Below are 15499 nucleotides of genomic sequence, written 5' to 3'. Positions count from 1 at the left end.
GGGGAACCTCCTTAATCATACCGCAGGGCTTCGATGGGGTTGAGCCGTGCGGCGCGCTTGGCGGGCAGGTAGCCGAACAGCACACCGATGCCCACCGAGATGCCGAATGCCACTGCGATGGAGTTGAACGACGGGCTGACGGTGACATCCACGCCGGATGCGACCATGGGCAGGATGCGGTTGGCCGCCATCGAGACGACGTAGCCCAGCACGATGCCGAGGAAACCGCCCAGCGCCGAGGTGGTAGCAGCCTCCACCACGAACTGCGCCAGGATGACCCGCTCCTTGGCACCCAGTGCCTTGCGGATGCCGATCTCGCGGGTGCGCTCGGTGACGGACACCAGCATGATGTTCATGATGCCGATGCCGCCCACCAGCAGCGAGATGCTGGCGATGCCGGTGAGGATGACGATGACCATGTGGATCATCTTGTTCATCTCTTCCAGGAACTCGCTGGCGCTGTACACATAGTAGGCGTTCTCGCTCTTGAGTACGTTGTACAGGCCTGCCTCCATCACGGCCTTGGCATCGTTGGCCTTGCTCTCGTCGGTCATGATGGCGATGTAGCTCTGATTCGTGGACGTTTTGGACAGGCGCATCACCGTGGTGTAGGGCAGGTAGACGCAGGCGTCATCCGAGCCCTCCTGCAGGCTGGGGTCGCTGACCTTGGCGGCCAGCACACCCACGATGCGGAACTTGTTGGCACCGATCTTCAGCGTCTGGCCCACGCCGTTGCCGCCGAAGGCCACACGGTTGAGGTAGTCGCCGATGATGCAGACCTGCTTGTTGTCCTTGATGTCCATGTACTGCAGGCCGCGCCCCTTGGCAATGGTGTAGTTTTTCAGGGTGGTGTAGTCTTCATCCACGCCGTAGATGCTGAGCCAGCGGTAGGTACTGGTGCCGATCTTCAGGTCGCCGCTGCCGCTGAAGTCGATCTGGGGCGAGACGGACTGGATAAGCTCCGGGTTCTTTTCGGCAATGGCATAGACGTCGTCCACCGAGATGGTGCGGGAGCCATAGCCCCAGACGTTGATGTTCAGGGTGTTGGTTCCCATGGCGGAAAAGCTGTCCCGCATGCTCTTGGTCATGCCGTTGCCCAGGCCGACGATGACGATGACCGCCATAACGCCGATGATGATGCCCAGCATGGTCAGGAAGGTGCGGAGCTTGTTGCTCCAGACGTTCTGGATGGCCTGCCGGAAGGTCTCGATGATCATGCCTGCACCTCCTGTTCCGCCGTTTTTTCCGGGGTCTCCGGCAGCAGGGTGGGCTGCACGATGGCCTCCGGCGCATGGGAATCGCCGTCGTAGACGACCCGGCCATCCTCCAGACGGATGATGCGGTCGGCCTGTACAGCGATGGAATTGTCGTGGGTGATGAGGACGACGGTGTGGCCCTCCTCATGCAGCTGCTGCAGCATCCCCAGCACTTCGCGGCCGGTGTGCGAATCCAGCGCGCCGGTGGGTTCGTCGGCCAGGATGACCGCCGGGTTGCGCACCAGCGCCCGCGCGATGGAAACGCGCTGCTGCTGGCCGCCGGAGAGCTGATTGGGCTTGTTCCGGATCTTGTCGCCCAGGCCCACCTGCTCCAGCACGGCGCGGGCGCGGCGGTGGCGCTCGGCGCGGGGGATGCCTGCATACACCAGCGGCACCTCCACGTTTTCCAGCAGGTTCAGCCGGGGCAGCAGGTTGTACTGCTGGAAGATAAAGCCCAGCATCTCGTTCCGGACGGAGGCCAGCTCGTTGCGATTCATCCGGCCCACATCCCTGCCGTTGAGCCGGTAGGTGCCATGGGTGGGCACATCCAGGCAGCCGATGATGTTCATGCAGGTGGATTTGCCGGAGCCCGACTGGCCGACAATGGCGACGAACTCGCCCTTGTCTATTTTCATGGTGATGTGGTCTGCGGCCTTGACCGTGGTATCACCCATCTGGTAATACTTGCAGACCTCATCAAACTCGATCAGAGCGCTCATCGTTCCTCCTATCAGAATGGCATGATATATCCGCCGTCGTCATAGTAGCTGTCGCTGCTGACGGAGCTGGGGTCGTAGCCGATGGTGTCGCCCTCCTGGATGCCGCTGACGATCTGGGTATAGTCGTCGTCGCTGACACCGGTCTTGACCGGCACATAGACGAAGCCCTCCGGGGCCTCCATCGCCGTGTCTGCGTTGGCGGCGCTGGGGGAATCCTTTGTAACGAGCACATAGCTTCCGCGCACCACCGCCGCGTTGGGCACGACGAGGGCGTTGTCCGCCTTGGCCACCACGATCTCCGCGTTGGCGTTCATGCCAGGGCGCAGGCCGTCGGTGTCGTCGATGCGGATGCTGACGGGGTAGGTCGTGGTGCCGCCGTTGGAGGCGCCCTTCATCGAAACGCGGGTCACGGTGCCCACATAGGTCTTATCCGGCACCGCGTCGGCGGTGATCTGGACCTTCTGGCCCACCGAGATGGAGCTGATCTGCAGCTCATCCACGTTGATGTTCATTTCCAGATAGCTCAGGTCATAGACGATGCAGAGGGTGTCGCCGGCCTTGACGGCGTCGCCCGCCTTGGCGTCCTTTTCGATGATGGTGCCGCTGATGGGGGCAGTGATGGTGTAGTTGTTCATGGCGTCCTGCAGGTTCTGCATCGAGATCTCCGCGCTGCGCAGGGATTCGGATGCCGACTGGATGGACTCGGTCAGGTCGTCGCCGGACAGGCCGAGGATGATGTCATCCTTCGCCACGTCCGAGCCTTCCTGCACATTGATGGACGTCACCGTGCCGGCCGCCTGCGCCGTCAGAGTGCGCTCAGCCTGATAGGCAAAGGTGGCCGAGCCGATGGAGCTGACCCCGTTGATGGAGGCGGTGGCCGCCTGCGCCGTGGTCAGGCCGCCTGCGTTCTTCACCGTGATGGTCACGGTGCGGGTCAGCAGGTTGCCCGCACTCAGCGCATCGGTGCCGCTCACAGAAGTCACGGTGCCGTCCAGCTGCTCAAAGGTGCCGTCCAGCGTCACAGCGGCGCTCTGGCCCACCGAGAAGTTCGCCGCATCGGCTGCGGGGAACTCCAGCGTCAGCAGCATTCTGGAGCTGTCGCGGATGACGGCCACCTCCTGGCCGCTGGTCACTTCATCGCCCTTCGTCACCTTCAGGCTGCTCACCACGCCCGCCACCTCGGCGCGGACATACTGGCGGTCCACGACCTTATCGTAGCTGCGCTGCGCCTGCTGCATGGCGATCTCGGCCTTTTCAAAGTTGGTGGAAGCGTCCGAGCTGTCGATGGTGTAGAGCACATTGCTCTCCTCCACGATGTCGCCTTCCTCAATGGTGCCGGTCAGCACCTTGCCATCCACCAGGCTCTTGACGGTGTAGGTGTTGGCGGGGTTCAGCGTACCGGTGCCGCTCAGGGTGTTGGTCACATCCCGGCGCTCCGGGGCGGCCTCCGTGTAGCTGGCATCCACACTCGCAGGCTTGGCCTGCTGGGGCCGGAGCAGGAACACGCCGCCTGCCACTGCCACGCAGAGCACCGGCACCAGCCACTTCCAGTTCTTTTTCAGGAACGGGACCGGGCCCTTCCCTGCGGCAGCCGCTTCGGGCGTCTGCGCTTCCGGGGTGTCCTTCTTCTTTTTCCAGTTCATGTTGCTATGCTCCTCCTATATGTCCGGGCAGACCGCCCGGCAGGTTGCAGACTTGTATAAGTGTAGTGTATCGCATTTTCCCAGCTTGCACAAGCGTCCAAATTTCATTTCCCCACATTTTTAACAAAAAGGGAAGATTTTGTGGAGTTTTGGCCCCTGAAAACGCAAAAACGGTCTCCCGGAGTGTTCCGGGAGACCGCAGAAACGCTTATTTCAAAAACGAACTTATGCGTTTGCCTGAGCAGCAGCAACAGCGCAGGCGACGGTAGCACCGACCATGGGGTTGTTGCCCATGCCGATCAGACCCATCATCTCAACGTGTGCAGGCACAGAAGAAGAACCTGCAAACTGCGCATCGCCATGGACGCGGCCCAGAGAGTCGGTCAGGCCGTAGCTGGCAGGGCCGGCTGCGACGTTATCGGGGTGCAGGGTACGGCCCGTGCCGCCGCCGGAAGCGACGGAGAAGTACTTCTTGCCATTCTCAATGGCCCACTTCTTGTAGGTGCCGGCGACCAGGTGCTGGAAGCGGACGGGGTTGGTGGAGTTGCCGGTGATGGAGCACTGAACGTCCTCCTTCTTCATGATGGCAACACCCTCCATGACGTCGTTTGCGCCATAGCACTTGACGGCTGCACGCTCGCCGTTGGAGAAGGGGATCTCCTTGACGACGGTCAGGGTCTGAGAGGGGATGTCGTACTCGGTCTGCACATAGGTGAAGCCGTTGATACGGGAGATGATGTAAGCAGCATCCTTGCCCAGGCCGTTCAGGATGACGCGCAGGGGGGTCTTGCGGACCTTGTTTGCGGTGCGGGCGATGCCGATGGCACCCTCAGCAGCAGCGAAGGACTCGTGGCCTGCCAGGAAAGCGAAGCAGGTGGTGTCCTCGCTCAGCAGACGAGCGCCCAGGTTGCCGTGGCCCAGGCCGACCTGGCGCTGCTCTGCGACAGAACCGGGGATGGTGAAGGCCTCCAGGCCCTCGCCGATGGCAGCTGCGCACTCGGCAGCGTCGGTCAGGCCGCGCTTCACAGCGATGGCGGTGCCCAGGGTGTATGCCCAGACAGCGTTATCAAAGCAGATGGGCTGCACACCGCGGACGATCTTGTCGCAGTCGATGCCCTTTGCGAGGAGCATCTCGTTGCAAGCGTCCAGAGACTCCAGGCCGTTGGCCTTCAGGCATGCCTCGATCTTCGGCATGCGGCGATCCATAGATTCAAAAGTTGCCATGCGTTGTTCCTCCTCTCTTATTCCTCACGCGGGTCGATGTACTTGACCGCGCCCTGCTCAGCGCTGAAGCGGCCGTAGGTGCCCACGTTCTTCTCGTATGCCTCATTGGGGGTCTTGCCGTGACGGATGTCCTCCATCATCTTGCCCAGCTTGACGAACTGGTAGCCGATGACTTCGTTGTTCTCGTCCAGAGCCAGCTTGTTGATGTAGCCCTCGGTCAGCTCCAGGTAACGGACGCCCTTCTCCTTGGTGGAGAAGATGGTGCCGGTCATGGAACGCAGGCCCTTGCCCAGGTCGTCCAGACCTGCGCCGATGGGCAGACCGTCCTCAGAGAAAGCGGTCTGGCTGCGGCCGTAGACGATCTGCAGGAACAGCTCGCGCATGGCCACGTTGATGGCGTCGCACACCAGGTCGGTGTTCAGAGCTTCCAGGATGGTCTTGCCGGGCAGGATCTCGCCAGCCATAGCAGCAGAGTGGGTCATGCCGGAGCAGCCGATGGTCTCCACCAGAGCCTCTTCGATGACGCCGTTCTTGATGTTCAGGGACAGCTTGCAGGTGCCCTGCTGAGGTGCGCACCAGCCCACACCGTGGGTGTAGCCGCTGATGTCCTTCACTTCATAGGCCTTGACCCATGCGCCCTCTTCGGGGATGGGAGCCGGACCATGCTTAGGACCTTTGGTGATCGGGCACATATTCTGTACTTGCTGCGAATAGGTCATAATCATACTCTCCTTTTGACAAATTGATGCCACGCAGCAGGGGGGCTCCCCTGCCGTTTGCATTCGACCGGGCCCGCCGCTCTCATCGGTACGCCCAGTACTACCACGCATAGCTTCATTATAGAGGACCTTTTCGCAATTTTCAAGACGTTTCCGACAATTTTTCTACAAAGTTTTTGACGGTTATTTGTAGCTAACCGCCACATTTTATGCTTTTCCCGTTTCGTTTGATATTTTTTTGTCAGGTCTGCCAAAAGGTTCAGTTTTTCTTTGGTTGTTTTTGCCGCTGGACCGGCTGCAAGGCCCAGATGGCTGCAAAGCCTGCCGCCGCCCCGCCGATGGCCAGCCAGTGCCGCCCGGTCTCCAGCCCCCAGAGGTTGGCCGCAAAGGGGAACGCCAGACTGCCCACGCTCTGCCCCAGGGCCAGAAAACCGTAGTTCACCCCCGCGTGGGGCAGACCGAACAGGTCGGTGGAAAGGGCAGGCAGCACCGCCGCCAGCGCCGAGTAGCAGAAGGTCAGGCTGGCATACACTGCCGCCACGGCCCACCCCTGCGCAAACAGAAACACGCCGGACAGCACGAATGACGCCGCGAACAGGAGCAGATCGGTCGGGCGGCGGCCAATTTTATCGCTGAGCAGGGGCATCAGCAGCCGCCCGGCCGCACTGCCCACGCTGCCCAGCACCACGCTCCACAGCGCCGCGCGCTCATCCAGCCCCCGCTCCATGCCCAGCTTCAGGATGATGGGGCTGAACAGCAGCACCGCCGGGGTGGAGCAGCAGACCGCCCCCGCGCAGAGCCAGTATTGCTTCGTGCCCAGCATCTGTAAGGGGGCCAGGTCGAGCGGCGGGGCGTTCCTGCCCCGGCCCTGCTCTTCCGGCCGCTGCTTTTCGGGCGGCGGGTCGATGAGCAGCAGACTGCCCGCCAGACAGACCGGAAGGGTCAATGCCCCCAGCGCCCAGAACGCGCCCCGGATGCCCTGCACCGGCCCGAAGCCCTTCAGCGCCGTCCGGACGAAGACGGTGAGGAATGCGCCGGACAGGCCCACCGCGCCCCCAATGACGCCGGTGGCCAGCCCCTTGCGGCCCTTGTACCATTTCTGGGCGCAGGACTGGATGGACGGATACAGAAACGCCGTGCCCAGCCCCGCCGGGATGCTGAATGCCCCAAAGAAAAAACCGCCCTTCTCCCCCGGCAGCAGCGCCGCCGCAAAGAAGCCGCCGCAGAGCAGGGCCGTGCCCCAGAGCGCAGCGCACCGGGGGCCTTTCCGGTCCTGCAAAAAGCCGCCGATCACGCACCCGACGCCGAACGCCGCGATCAGAAGGCCGAACGCATACCCGGCCCCCTGCTCGCTCAGGCCGTACTCGTCCATCACCGGCTGCTGGAATACGCCCCACGCGGCGGGCAGGCCTGTCAACACCTGAATGGCGGCCCCCGCCGCCAGGATAGCCCACGGATGTTTTGCAGAAAACTGCTGCATTTTTGCATCACCTCTGCCCTTAGTCTGCCCTTTTTGATTGACAAACGAGCAGATTCTTTTATAATTGTAGGTACTATGAAAAGAATAACCCTCTCAGGCGCTTCGCGCCAGCTCTCCCAAAGGGAGAGCCTCTGGCGGGCCGGTTCTGGCCCTGCTGGCTGCTCAGGCCCATCCTTCCGAAAAGCCGTGGGCCTTGCGGCAAAGGGCAGGCAGATGCTGCCCATGAGGACAAGGCTCAGCCGCATAAGAGCCGAAGGCGACAACGTGCAGACCTGCCCGACATGCCAATGGCTCCCCCTTTGGGGGAGCTGGCACGCGAAGCGTGACTGAGAGGGTATAGAGAGAGGATCATCCATGAAAACACAGGCATTAAAGGGTATGCGGGACCTTCTTCCCGCCGAGCAGGCCCTGCGCGACTACATTCAGGGCAAAATTCTGGAGACCTACCGCGCCTCCGGCTTCGAGCGCATTTCCACCCCCATGCTGGAGGATATGGAGAATCTGGACAAATCCGACGGCGGCGACAATCTGAACCTCATCTTCAAGGTGCTCAAGCGCGGCGATAAGCTGACCAGCGCGCTGGACTCCGGCGACCCGAAGCAGCTGTCCGACATGGGTCTGCGCTACGACCTGACCCTGCCCCTGAGCCGCTTCTATGCGGCCAACAAGGACAAGCTCCCCCACCCCTTCAAAGTCATCCAGACCGACCGCGTCTTCCGCGCGGAGCGCCCCCAGAAGGGCCGTCTGCGCGAGTTCGTCCAGTGCGACATCGACATTCTGGGCGACGAGTCCCCCAACGCTGAGGTCGAGCTCATCGACGTGACGGCCCGCGCCCTGCTGCGCATCGGCTTCACCGGCTTCACGGTCAACATCAACGACCGCCGCATCCTGCGCGGGATGCTGGAGAGCATGGGCTTTGCCGCCGATACGCTGGATTCCGTCTGCATCACCTTCGACAAGATGGACAAGATCGGTGCCGAGGGCGTCAAGGCCGAGCTGACCGAAAAGCAGCTGCCGGAGAACGCTATCCAGGCACTGGCTGACTTCATCGCCGCCGGTGACGTCACGCTGGACGCCGTCGCTTCCCGCTGCGCCGACCCCACTATCGCCGACGATCTGAAGTATGTTCTCGCCACGGCCAACGCCATCGCCGACGGCCGCTTCGCCGTGGCCTACTGCCCCAGCCTCGTCCGCGGTCAGGGCTACTACACCGGCATGGTGTTCGAGATCACCTGCCCGCAGTTCAGCGGTGCCGTGGCGGGCGGCGGCCGTTACGACAACATGATCGGCAAGTTCCTGGGCACCAAGGTGCCCGCTGTCGGCTTCTCCATCGGCTTCGAGCGCGTCTGCGGCATCCTGCTGGAGCAGGGGTATCAGATCCCCGGTGCCAAGCAGAAGATCGCCCTGCTCTACGGCAAGGAGGCAGATTTCCCCGCCGTCCTCGCCAAAGCCGCCGCCCTGCGCGACAACTACGAAGTCACCATCCTGCCCCAGGGCAAGAAGCTCGGCAAACAGCTGGGCCAGCTCGAAGCTGCCGGTTTCGCCGGTGCCGCCTTCATGGACAAGGACGACGTAAAGATCTTCGCACAGCAGTAACTTTCCCTGCGACACAGAAAGCCCCCGCCGACGAACGGCGGGGGCTTTCATGTTATCGGGCAGCGGTCAGCCCATCGCGAACAACAAAACAGGGATCAGCATCGTTTTCTCCTTTTTCGAACAGTCCGGTATTTCTTGCTGTGCAGTCTCTCACCGGGCATGAGAAGAGACTTTTTTCGCATTGGGATAGATGCGCTCCATCCGGGCATTGTCAAAGTGCGCATCCAGAACCACATCGACGGGGTTCGCCGCCTCCACGCCGCTGGTGCGGGCATCATACCGGGCCAGCGCAAGCGCTGACACCAGCATGTTCACTGCCATAAAGACAGCCAGCGCCGCCGTCATCCAGGGGCGGATGCGGGATTTCAGCTTTCCCATGCACTTTGCCACCAGCGGGTAGCCGTACCGCATCCAGGTCACCGCCGCAATGCCCCAGAAGAAGCAATACAGCAGGTTGATGCGCCCGCCGAGGTTGAACTTGAAGCCGCTGTAATCCCAGAACACGGTGCCGAACAGCAGCTCGGTGACGGCGCTGCACACATACTCATACGCACCGCCGAGGATGACGCCGAACCAGAAGATGCGGCTCTCACTCTGGTGCTCGCTGCCCCGCAGAAGGACGGCGGCCAGCACCAGAGCCAGCCCCCACACCACGCTGAACGGGCCCCACACCAGGCTCGACCGGCTCATCCAGACACCGGCCGTGATGCGGCAGAACAGGGTCTCCACCACATCGCCGAGGAAGGCCCCCACCACGAACAGCCAGACCAGGTCGGATACACTCATCGCCTTTTCGGCGCTGGTGGCCGGCTCCGGGCGGGCCGTTGCGGGGTAGGCCCGCTGGATGCGGCGCTCGACGCGGGCGGCGATCTTCTGCTGCAGCCGGTCGGTGCCCTTGCCCAGCTCCTGCCCCAGCTGTTCCAGCCGGGGGTGTCTGGCGACATACTGCCCCACGACCACCACCGCACCGATCTGGTCCAGCACGGCGACCGTCATGCTGACCCATACCGCGATGTGGAGCAGCAGCGGCGGCAGCCAGGCACAGAACCGCAGCAGCAGGTCATTGCCCCAGCGGACTGCCGCTGCGCCCAGCACGCCCCACAGGGCAGAATATTGCAGGCAGACGTAGCCGTCCAGGTTGAATTTTTTATCGGAATAATCCCACCAGCGGCGGTGGTGCACCCGTTCCAGCAGCTTCGCCGTGATCCACTCGACCACGGTCGCAATCAGAAAACTGCCCGCGAACAGCGCGAACCAGTTGTTGCGCAGGTCGGCCAGACCCACGGCCAGCAGAACGCCAGCTGTGCCGTAGACGAAGCAGAACGGGCCGGATGCCACACCGCGGTTGGTGAACCGGCGGCCTTTGGCGGTGGCTACGACCGTTTCCCCCACCCAGCCCAAAAACGAGTAGACCAGATAGATGACGCTGAGGGTATAGAAATTCAATTCCATCGGCTGCTGTCCTCCTGAAACAAAGTATATTCTAATTGTACCCGGTTTCGGGGCGCTTGACAAGCCCGAACTGCAAAAATGCCACCTCCGGCGCTGCGGCCGAAGATGGCATGTTCAGGTTTTGGATGTTACTGCGGGCCGGACCGAAGCGGGTTACAGCTGGCTCTTGTACAGCTCCACGATCTCTTCCACGCTGGTGTCACGCGGGTTGCCGGGGCGGCAGGCGTCGGCGTAAGCGGACTCTGCCAGGAACTGGATGTCCTCTTCCTTCAGGATGCCGTGCAGGTTGGCGGGGATGCCCACATCTGCACTCAGCTGCTTGACGGCGGCGATGGTGGCATCGGCTGCCTCGGCGTCATTCATCTCGTCGATGCCCTGGACGCCCATGGCCTTGCCGACAGCACGGTAGCGCTCACCGGCCACGCTCTTGTTGTATTCCAGACCGACCGGCAGCAGAATGGCGCAGGCCACACCGTGCGGGGTGTCATACAGAGCGGACAGGCCGTGTGCCATGGAGTGGACGATGCCCAGACCGACGTTGGAGAAGCCCATGCCGGCGATGTACTGGCCCAGCGCCATGCCCTCACGGCCTTCCGGGGTGTTCTGGACGGCACCGCGCAGGTTCTCGCTGATGAGCTTGATGGCTTCCAGATGGAACATATCGGAGATGGTGCAGTGGCCCTTGGTGATGTAGCCTTCAATGGCGTGGGTCAGAGCGTCCATACCGGTGGCAGCGGTCAGGCCCTTGGGCATGGAGGACATCATATCGGGGTCCACGACGGCGATCTCCGGGATGTCGTTGGTATCGACGCAGACGAACTTGCGCTTCTTCTCGACATCGGTGATGACGTAATTGATGGTGACTTCGGCCGCCGTACCGGCGGTGGTGGGCACGGCGATGGTGAAGACGGCGTGCTTCTTGGTGGGCGCGACACCTTCCAGAGAGCGGACATCCGCGAACTCCGGGTTGTTGATGATGATGCCGATCGCCTTTGCGGTATCCATGGAGGAGCCGCCGCCGATGGTCACGATGCAGTCTGCCTCAGCAGCCTTGAAGGCCGCCACGCCGTCCTGCACATTGGCGATGGTGGGGTTGGGCTTGATCTCGCTGTACACAGCGTAGGCAAAGTTTGCCGCATCCAGCAGGTCGGTGACTTTCTTGGTCACGCCGAACTTGATGAGGTCGGGGTCGGAGCAGACGAACGCCTTCTTGTAGCCGCGGGCGGTCAGTTCGGGAACGATGTTCTCGATGGCACCGTGGCCATGGTAGGAAATGGTATTCAGTACGATACGATCAGCCATAATTACGATCCTCCAAATCTTTGTACCCGTTTTCAGCCGGGTCTCTCTGCCTTTTACTTTACCACATTGTTAAAAACTATGCAATGTCAAATTCTATGATTTTTATGATTTTTTTATACATATTCAACTGTTTCTGGATAAATGTGCTGTTTTTGTGCAAAAAAGCACCCTCTCAGTCAAACCCTGTGGGTTTGACAGCTCCCCCGATGGGGGAGCCCTTGGCAGGCCGGACAGGCTCTGCTGGATGCTGAAAGCAGTTTGAATTGGAAACAAAAGTGCTCCGTCGTCAAGACCAACGGCATCGATACAATGGCTCTGACAAAAGAGCGTTTGTACGGATGCTGTAAATCGAAACAGCGGAGCACTCTATTCTATGATTCCAAGAAACGTTGCTCATCCAGCACGACCAGAACCGGCTCGCCAGTGGCTCGCCCTCTGGGAGAGCTGGCGCGGAGCGCCTGAGAGGGCAGGTCTTACCACAACCGGATGACCTTGATGACGCCTTCGGCCTTATCGCGGGCCAGCTCCAGATGGTGCTGCAGCGCATCGGCGGCGGTGTCCCAGTTGTCGTTCAGGGCCGCATCCAGGATGTGCAGATGCTCCTCGCAGGTCTGGTCCTGATTGATCATGCTCACTTTGCCGGTCATGATGCGGAACCGGGTGTTCAGGCCGGTGATGCGGTCATAGGCCGAGCGCAGGTACTTGTTGGGCAGGCTGCTCATCAGCAGCTCGTGGAAGTCATCGTCCGACTTGCAGAAGTCGTCGATGCGGTCCGGGTGGTGCATCAGTTCCTTATAGTCTTCCAGTGCCTGCCGGGGGATCAGGTTGCCGTAATTGCGCAGCGCATACGGCTCCACCAGAAGGCGCATCTCGAACATGCTGTGCACATCGTCCTCCGTGATGCCGGAGACCATCAGGCCCTTTTTGGGCAGGATGGTGATGAGGCCCTCCTGCTCCAACCGGCCCAACGCATCCCGCATGGGGGTGCGGCTGATATTTCCCATCTCCGCACAGAGCTTCTGCTCGTTGAGAAACTCATTGGGACGGTACTCACAGTTCAGGATCTTTGTTTTCAGGTACTGGTAGGCCTGGAGCTTCAAGCTCTGCTTTGCCTGCTGTTCCATCTCTTTCATCTTTCCAATCTCCTAACCGAACAGATCATTTCATTCCGATGTTCGTCTCAAACAACACAAAGCCGCCCAAAAGGCAGCTTGTATCCCTGAAATAATCCAACTCATCTCATACGAATATTATCACACAACTTGTCAATCTTTACAAGAGTTTTTCCAAAAGATTGGGAGCTTTTCCGTTTTGCACAGATATTCTGCCGTATTTTCTTGCATTATTCACAAAGTTTTTTGTGCTTGTCGCCAACTCTCCCATCTTGTTTTGCATCGAAGGATAAATTGTGATACACTTGATGCAGAAAGGAAGGCGGATATCATGGCAGGTCGCGGCGGATACAACACCAAAACCCGGCAGCTCATCCTGGATTATCTCATCAACAACCGGCAGCATGCGGTCAGTGCGTCGAATATTCTGGAACATCTGGAGGCCGAGGGCGCCAGCCCCAACCCCACCACCGTCTACCGCTATCTCGACAAGCTGGCGGGCGAACAGCGCATCATGAAATACGTCGCCGACAAGGGTGAAAAAGCTGTGTTCCAGTATGTGGACGAAGGGCGGCACTGCCGGGAGCATCTGCACCTCAAATGTGTGCAGTGCGGGCGAATCTACCACCTGGACTGCCACTTCATGGACGAGGTGCGCGCCCATCTGATGGCCGAACACGGCTTTACGCTCCAGTGCGAGGGAAGCGTTTTGTACGGACTTTGCCGCCGCTGTGCGCAGCAAAATGAGCAGGCTGAACAAACCGCAGAAAATTCAAATTCGGCTGTTGACACGGACAAAAAGCCGTGATACAATTCAGGCAAGAAAAGCGTTGACCGGGAAAAGTAAGGTCCAACCGCTCTTTTTCAGAGAGCGCGGGCAGGTGTGAGCCGCGCAGAGAGCCGGACCCGAACAAACCCCCGTGAGCTTCCCCCTGAACCCGCGCAAGGCGGCAAGTAAGGGCAGACGTGCGCCGCTCGTTATCGCGGCAGTGCTTTCAACGGGGAGAGCGCACAAAAGTGACTGACATGCCCAGCGTGTCGGTAATTTAGGTGGCACCACGGATACGGCAGCATTCGTCCTAGCAAAATGGGATGAAAGCTGCCGTATTTTTTATTTGAGACCGCTCCGATCCGGAGAGGCGGCATTGCCAAGCAATGACGGAGAGGTCACTTGAGAGGGGTAAGAAATATGTGTTGTGTAATGGGTTACACCGGGCACGATCTGAGTGCCGCCAAGTTCAAGGATTATCTGCTGCGCACCGTGATGCGCGGCCCGGACGACCAGCGGGTCGTGGAAGGGCCGTTCGGCCTGATGGGCTTTGGCCGGCTGGCCATCATGGGCCTGACGCCCGAAGGGATGCAGCCGTTCTACCGCGGAGCCGACTGTGTGGTCTGCAACGGCGAGCTGTACGGCTTCCGCTTTGAAAAAGAGATTTTGAAGCGCCGGGGCTACAAGTTCCAGTCCGACTGCGACTGCGAGATCCTGCTGCCGCTTTATTATGAGTACGGCCTCGACATGTTCCGCCATCTGGACGCCGAGTTCGCCCTCATCCTCTACGATTCCCGCAAGGACCGCCTCATCGCGGCCCGCGACCCCATCGGCATCCGCCCGCTGTTCTACGGCTACTCCAAGTCCAGCCACCAGATCGCCTTCGCGTCCGAGATGCAGAACCTCATCGGCTGGTGCGACGACATCCGGCCCTTCCCCATTGGCAGCTACTACTGCGACGGCCGCTTCGTCCGCTATGAGGACATCGCCGACGTGCCCGCCCCCATGGAAGACGACATGGAGACCACCTTGACCAACATCCGCGAAAAGCTCATTGCCGGTGTGGAAAAGCGTCTGGACGCCGACGCACCGGTCGGCTTCCTGCTTTCGGGCGGTCTGGACTCCTCGCTGGTCTGCTCCATCGCAGCCAAAAAGCTGGGCAAGCCCATCCGCACCTTTGCCATCGGCATGGACACCGACGCCATCGACCTGAAGTATGCCCGCCAGACCGCCGACTATCTGGGCAGCGAGCATCACGAGGTCATCATCAACCGGGAGATGGTCCTCCAGAGCCTGGAAGAAGTCATCCGCCTGCTGGGCACCTGGGATATCACCACCATCCGCGCCAGCATGGGCATGTATCTGCTGTGCAAGGCCATCCACGAGCAGACCGATGTCCGCGTCCTTCTGACGGGCGAGATCTCCGATGAGCTGTTCGGCTACAAGTACACCGACTATGCCCCCACCGCCGACGCCTTCCAGCAGGAGAGCCAGAAGCGCATCCGCGAGCTTTATATGTACGATGTCCTCCGCGCCGACCGCTGCATCTCCTCCAACAGCATCGAGGCCCGTGTGCCCTTCGGCGATCTGGACTTCGTCCGCTACGTGATGGCCATTGACCCCGAAAAGAAGCTGAACAGCTACGGCAAGGGCAAGTATCTGCTGCGCAAAGCCTTCGAGGGCGACTGGCTGCCGCCGGAGATCCTGTGGCGTGAAAAGGCCGCCTTCTCCGACGCCGTGGGCCACAGCATGGTAGACGACATCAAGGAGTATACCGAGAGCCTTTACACCGACGAGGAGTTCCAGCTCCGCCGGGCAAACTATTCGGCCCACTGCATGCCGTTCACCAAGGAGAGCCTGTTCTACCGCGAGATCTTCGAGAAATACTACCACGACCAGAGCCGCACCATCGTCGATTTCTGGATGCCCAACAAGGCATGGCCCGGCTGCAACGTCAACGACCCCTCCGCCCGTGTGCTTGCAAACTACGGCGCATCGGGGGTGTGATTTTTATTTTTGCTCTAGATGCAACAATTTTGCATCTAGAGTTTTTTTGTGCAAACAAATAAGTTCAAAGAATTTTAGCAAATTCTAACAAGATTGATTTCAAAAAACTAGTCAGCCTGTACAGGCCTTTAAATCTGCACAAAAAAGCGGCCGCTTTCCAATTTGGAAAACTGCCGCTGTTTTGCTTTTTCTGCGTCTTGCACACCCGCTCCCAACATGC

The 15499-nt window shown here is 60.4% G+C and carries 12 protein-coding genes and 1 other annotated feature; of the genes, 3 read left to right on the top strand and 9 right to left on the bottom strand.

Annotation, left to right across the window (positions count from 1 at the left end; translation table 11 throughout):
• Positions 1-11 precede the first annotated feature (11 nt).
• From J3350_RS06185 to J3350_RS06160, 6 genes are all read right to left on the bottom strand, one after another.
• On the bottom strand, positions 12-1217 hold the full coding sequence (locus J3350_RS06185) for an ABC transporter permease (RefSeq protein ID WP_207686054.1): 1206 nt from the start codon (positions 1215-1217) through the stop codon (positions 12-14).
• Positions 1214-1975 carry an ABC transporter ATP-binding protein gene (locus J3350_RS06180; RefSeq protein ID WP_207686053.1) on the bottom strand — a complete coding sequence of 254 codons (762 nt, stop codon included), beginning with the start codon at positions 1973-1975 and terminating at the stop codon, positions 1214-1216. Before J3350_RS06180 ends, J3350_RS06185 begins: the two co-directional genes overlap by 4 nt.
• A gap of 11 nt (positions 1976-1986) precedes the next feature.
• On the bottom strand, positions 1987-3618 hold the full coding sequence (locus J3350_RS06175) for an efflux RND transporter periplasmic adaptor subunit (RefSeq protein WP_097793549.1): 1632 nt from the start codon (positions 3616-3618) through the stop codon (positions 1987-1989).
• A gap of 225 nt (positions 3619-3843) precedes the next feature.
• The gene (locus tag J3350_RS06170; protein ID WP_097793550.1) at positions 3844-4842 is read right to left on the bottom strand and encodes a GGGtGRT protein; all 999 of its coding nucleotides are present in this window, start codon (positions 4840-4842) and stop codon (positions 3844-3846) included.
• Between the two features lie 17 nt (positions 4843-4859).
• A complete protein-coding gene (locus tag J3350_RS06165; protein WP_097793551.1) occupies positions 4860-5561 on the bottom strand; it encodes an iron-sulfur cluster assembly scaffold protein in 702 nt (233 codons plus the stop codon).
• A gap of 259 nt (positions 5562-5820) precedes the next feature.
• Positions 5821-7041 carry an MFS transporter gene (locus J3350_RS06160; protein WP_207686052.1) on the bottom strand — a complete coding sequence of 407 codons (1221 nt, stop codon included), beginning with the start codon at positions 7039-7041 and terminating at the stop codon, positions 5821-5823.
• A gap of 354 nt (positions 7042-7395) precedes the next feature.
• On the opposite strand from J3350_RS06160, the gene hisS reads away from it, so the two are divergent.
• Positions 7396-8637 (top strand): histidine--tRNA ligase, encoded by a 1242-nt coding sequence (gene hisS, locus J3350_RS06155; protein ID WP_207686051.1) that lies wholly within the window; start codon positions 7396-7398, stop codon positions 8635-8637.
• Positions 8638-8787: 150 nt separating this feature from the next.
• On the opposite strand, the gene J3350_RS06150 is transcribed toward hisS, so the two are convergent.
• From J3350_RS06150 to J3350_RS06140, 3 genes are all read right to left on the bottom strand, one after another.
• The gene (locus J3350_RS06150; RefSeq protein ID WP_207686050.1) at positions 8788-10089 is read right to left on the bottom strand and encodes a putative ABC transporter permease; all 1302 of its coding nucleotides are present in this window, start codon (positions 10087-10089) and stop codon (positions 8788-8790) included.
• Positions 10090-10242: 153 nt separating this feature from the next.
• Entirely contained in the window at positions 10243-11391 is a 1149-nt protein-coding gene (gene fucO / locus J3350_RS06145) for a lactaldehyde reductase (RefSeq protein WP_097793555.1), read from the bottom strand.
• A 473-nt stretch (positions 11392-11864) separates the two neighbouring features.
• Complete coding sequence (locus J3350_RS06140; RefSeq protein ID WP_118553820.1) at positions 11865-12524, bottom strand: GntR family transcriptional regulator; 660 nt, start codon at positions 12522-12524, stop codon at positions 11865-11867.
• Between the two features lie 310 nt (positions 12525-12834).
• On the opposite strand from J3350_RS06140, the gene J3350_RS06135 reads away from it, so the two are divergent.
• Complete coding sequence (locus J3350_RS06135) at positions 12835-13311, top strand: Fur family transcriptional regulator (RefSeq protein ID WP_097793557.1); 477 nt, start codon at positions 12835-12837, stop codon at positions 13309-13311.
• Positions 13312-13324: 13 nt separating this feature from the next.
• Positions 13325-13588: a binding site (T-box leader), on the top strand.
• A gap of 104 nt (positions 13589-13692) precedes the next feature.
• Positions 13693-15279, top strand: coding sequence for an asparagine synthase B (gene asnB, locus J3350_RS06130; RefSeq protein ID WP_207653471.1), 1587 nt, complete (start codon positions 13693-13695; stop codon positions 15277-15279).
• Positions 15280-15499 lie beyond the last annotated feature (220 nt).

It is taken from the genome of Faecalibacterium sp. Marseille-Q3530 (genome assembly GCF_017377625.1).
Classification (GTDB): Bacteria; Bacillota; Clostridia; order Oscillospirales; family Ruminococcaceae; genus Faecalibacterium; species Faecalibacterium prausnitzii_E.
Note: the sequence above shows the minus strand (reverse complement) of the source record. Positions and strands in the feature narration are given on the sequence as shown.

What these genes read in the sequence shown, in the direction of transcription:
- fucO (WP_097793555.1), bottom strand. Translation starts at nt 11,391, where the DNA reads ATGGCTGATCGTATCGTACTGAATACCATTTCCTACCATGGCCACGGT.
- hisS (WP_207686051.1), top strand. Translation starts at nt 7,396, where the DNA reads ATGAAAACACAGGCATTAAAGGGTATGCGGGACCTTCTTCCCGCCGAG.
- J3350_RS06150 (WP_207686050.1), bottom strand. Translation starts at nt 10,089, where the DNA reads ATGGAATTGAATTTCTATACCCTCAGCGTCATCTATCTGGTCTACTCG.
- asnB (WP_207653471.1), top strand. Translation starts at nt 13,693, where the DNA reads ATGTGTTGTGTAATGGGTTACACCGGGCACGATCTGAGTGCCGCCAAG.
- J3350_RS06135 (WP_097793557.1), top strand. Translation starts at nt 12,835, where the DNA reads ATGGCAGGTCGCGGCGGATACAACACCAAAACCCGGCAGCTCATCCTG.
- J3350_RS06180 (WP_207686053.1), bottom strand. Translation starts at nt 1,975, where the DNA reads ATGAGCGCTCTGATCGAGTTTGATGAGGTCTGCAAGTATTACCAGATG.
- J3350_RS06160 (WP_207686052.1), bottom strand. Translation starts at nt 7,041, where the DNA reads ATGCAGCAGTTTTCTGCAAAACATCCGTGGGCTATCCTGGCGGCGGGG.
- J3350_RS06165 (WP_097793551.1), bottom strand. Translation starts at nt 5,561, where the DNA reads ATGACCTATTCGCAGCAAGTACAGAATATGTGCCCGATCACCAAAGGT.
- J3350_RS06170 (WP_097793550.1), bottom strand. Translation starts at nt 4,842, where the DNA reads ATGGCAACTTTTGAATCTATGGATCGCCGCATGCCGAAGATCGAGGCA.
- J3350_RS06185 (WP_207686054.1), bottom strand. Translation starts at nt 1,217, where the DNA reads ATGATCATCGAGACCTTCCGGCAGGCCATCCAGAACGTCTGGAGCAAC.
- J3350_RS06140 (WP_118553820.1), bottom strand. Translation starts at nt 12,524, where the DNA reads ATGAAAGAGATGGAACAGCAGGCAAAGCAGAGCTTGAAGCTCCAGGCC.
- J3350_RS06175 (WP_097793549.1), bottom strand. Translation starts at nt 3,618, where the DNA reads ATGAACTGGAAAAAGAAGAAGGACACCCCGGAAGCGCAGACGCCCGAA.